General features: G+C 63.3%; 3 protein-coding genes. 2 read left to right on the forward strand and 1 reads right to left on the reverse strand.

Annotated elements, in window-relative coordinates; all coding sequences use genetic code 11:
- Positions 1 to 247: 247 nt before the first annotated feature.
- Both MCHLDSM_RS14725 and MCHLDSM_RS14730 read left to right on the forward strand, forming a co-directional pair.
- Positions 248 to 742 (forward strand): hypothetical protein, encoded by a 495-nt coding sequence (locus MCHLDSM_RS14725; protein WP_053082995.1) that lies wholly within the window; start codon positions 248 to 250, stop codon positions 740 to 742.
- Positions 739 to 1,569: a zeta toxin family protein gene (locus MCHLDSM_RS14730; RefSeq protein WP_063840632.1), complete on the forward strand. Its 831-nt coding sequence runs from the start codon at positions 739 to 741 to the stop codon at positions 1,567 to 1,569. Before MCHLDSM_RS14725 ends, MCHLDSM_RS14730 begins: the two co-directional genes overlap by 4 nt.
- A gap of 175 nt (positions 1,570 to 1,744) precedes the next feature.
- Here the strand turns inward: MCHLDSM_RS14730 and MCHLDSM_RS38130 are convergent.
- A partial coding sequence (locus MCHLDSM_RS38130; RefSeq protein ID WP_158023725.1) for a hypothetical protein occupies positions 1,745 to 2,552 on the reverse strand: 808 nt, incomplete at its 5' end.

The raw sequence follows: 2,552 nt of genomic DNA on the forward strand, positions 1-2,552 counted from the left end.
CCCGCGGCCCAGCACCTCCCCGACCTGCTCCACCAGTGCACCCAGCGACACCCATCCAGTATCACCGCCCCCACACCCTGCACCATGCACAAAATTGCGCAGCGAAGTGGCTGACCGAGACCGTTATCGAGGACCGACAGCGCCCAGGCCCGCTTGCACCGCGATTTGACCTGTGCTTTACCAAATCGGGCTGGATCCAGGGTCTGACATGGAACTATACTGACTGCATAGAAAGGTGGTGGGGGGTATGGGACGTCCGGGTTCTGTGCGGCGAGGTGCACCGATCACCGATGCTGAGCTGCGCAAAGTGGGCGCTCAGCGCCGACTGGCTGCACACCGCGAGCTGAGGGTGATCGTGGCAGCCGCCTTGGCCGGCCGCCCACAGACAACGATCGCCGAGTTGTTAGGCGTATCGCAGCCGCACGTCAGTCGGACCATCGCTGCGGTGAAACGTGACAACCATGGCGTGCTGCGTGTGGCACCGTTGACGGTTCTCGACATCGTCGATGAACGCGATGCTGGCGAGATCGACACCGCCACGATGATGGAGACGCTCGGCGCAATCGATTACACCGAGGGGCATGTCCCCGAGATGAACGGTGTTCCCATTGACGCGTACGTGCGGGGCAGCTGGGATGACATCGAACTTGCCTATCAGCAGGACAAGCTGACATACGAGGAGTACGAGCAGCTTTTCCGAGCGCGCCGCGCCCGCGGAAATGCCGTCGCCGCACAGATGTGAGGCGTGATGCGGAACTGCGGGCTGCGGTAACCGCTGAGCTGGCCGGCCTCACCGCTGCCGGCGGACCACTCGCGCCCGACAGTCCCCGGGCGACGTACAAACTGTTTGAAGACGATCCGCGGCGGGCGCGTGTGCGTAAGCGGATCATCGCTGAGTTCCTGGATACTCCAGGGTCAGCCGTTCGTGCGGGAAATGCAGCGGTGATAACGGCTGGCGCTGCCGGCGCGGGGAAGTCGACGGCGATCAAAGCCGTGCTGGGGGCCACTAGAGATGACTATCGGCGGCTGGACGCAGATGACGTAAAGGATCATCTGCTCAACGACGCGTTGGCAACCGGCTTGTTCGACGACTTGCTGTCGAGGACATTGGTTGATGGCCGCCCGATCGCTCCTCGTGAACTGGCTGCCCTGGTGCACCATGAATCGACGCAGATCTGGGATGCGCTGTGGCGCCATTGCATTGGCCGTGGCGAACAGATAGTCATCGAGGGCACGTTGAGCTGGCCGCCGTTGGGCGCGATATTGCTCCGCGAGCTCCGGGCTGGCGGATACGCTACCGTTAGAGTCATTGCCGTCGATGTTCCCGAATCGGTTGCCCAGCAACGGGCGATCGACCGCTGGTGGTCGGTCCGCAGCGCGAACACTAACCCCCTGGGTGGCCGGTTCACTCCGCCCGATGTCATAGCGAGCGCATATCAGCCCGACAAATCCTGTATCTGCACAGCCAACGCGGTTTCGTTGATCACGTCTGGCAGCCAGATCCCACAAGGCCTGACGGTCACTGTTGACGTGGTCGACGAATTAGGCACGGTAACCCGCCCGAGCTGACCGCAGACAGGGCCGCCACAATGAGATCCGTTGTGGCACTGAGCCTTTGTAGCCCGGCCAAAACTCCCCAGTGGTGCCTTGCGCTGGGCTGGGCACTCTCTGGGAGAAGCGCCCAACGTGTCTAACGTTTGCCTGCAAGTTCGGCGTTGGTGCAGTCAATCGTGAGAAAGTGCAGTCAAACTTGAGAACCTAAAGCAGCATCTGCGGCACCAATTATTTCGTGGTACATGCCCACTGCGGCGCCATGTTTTGACTGTATCTCGCTCAAATATTCTTGCCGCCCTCGGGCATACGCGATTTCCGCGCTCGGATCGCCCGGACGCTGCTGCAGCCAGAAGATGGATTTCCAGATGTCGCGGGACGACGGCCCGCCATGCTTGTCGAGGCGGTTGAAGAACTCCGCGATCGCCAGATTCGGATTCCGCCGCCCCGGATAGGACGCGTCCTGCTGGAAGATGCTCTCCCACAGACCGTTCGGACTCTTCGCCTTCGGGCTCAGATTGCTCTCCTGTATCGCGTCGGCCAGGATCGCCGTCGTCTGATACGGCGAATACCCGCGGCGCTGCGCCTCGTGAATGATCGCGGCCGCAACCTCGCGCGGCCCTGAATTCACCGTCAACGCGCCCAGCGGTATCCCCACAATCCCGGCCGGGGCCCGCAGTCCCGGCAGCGCAGAGTTCGCCGCGCTCCGCGGATTGAAGCTGCCCGCCAACGCCGTCAGCGGAGCGCCCATACCCGATAGCCCACCCATCGGTGATCCCCCGCCGCCGAAGCCGCCACCACCAAACGGCATGCCGCCCAACGACATCCCTCCCCGGCCTGGACGGCCCTGCCCATAACGCAGTGAACGCACCATCGCCGCCAGTCGCGCATCCTGCGCCTGATAGGCGTTGATGACGTGTTGTTGTTGGGCCAGGCGGTCGCGCAGGGCGGTGATGAGTGCGCGTTGGCCCGCGGCGGTGCGCGTGGAGGGTGCCAGTGCC

The organism is Mycolicibacterium chlorophenolicum, assembly GCF_001044235.1.
GTDB classification, from domain to species: Bacteria; Actinomycetota; Actinomycetes; order Mycobacteriales; family Mycobacteriaceae; genus Mycobacterium; species Mycobacterium chlorophenolicum.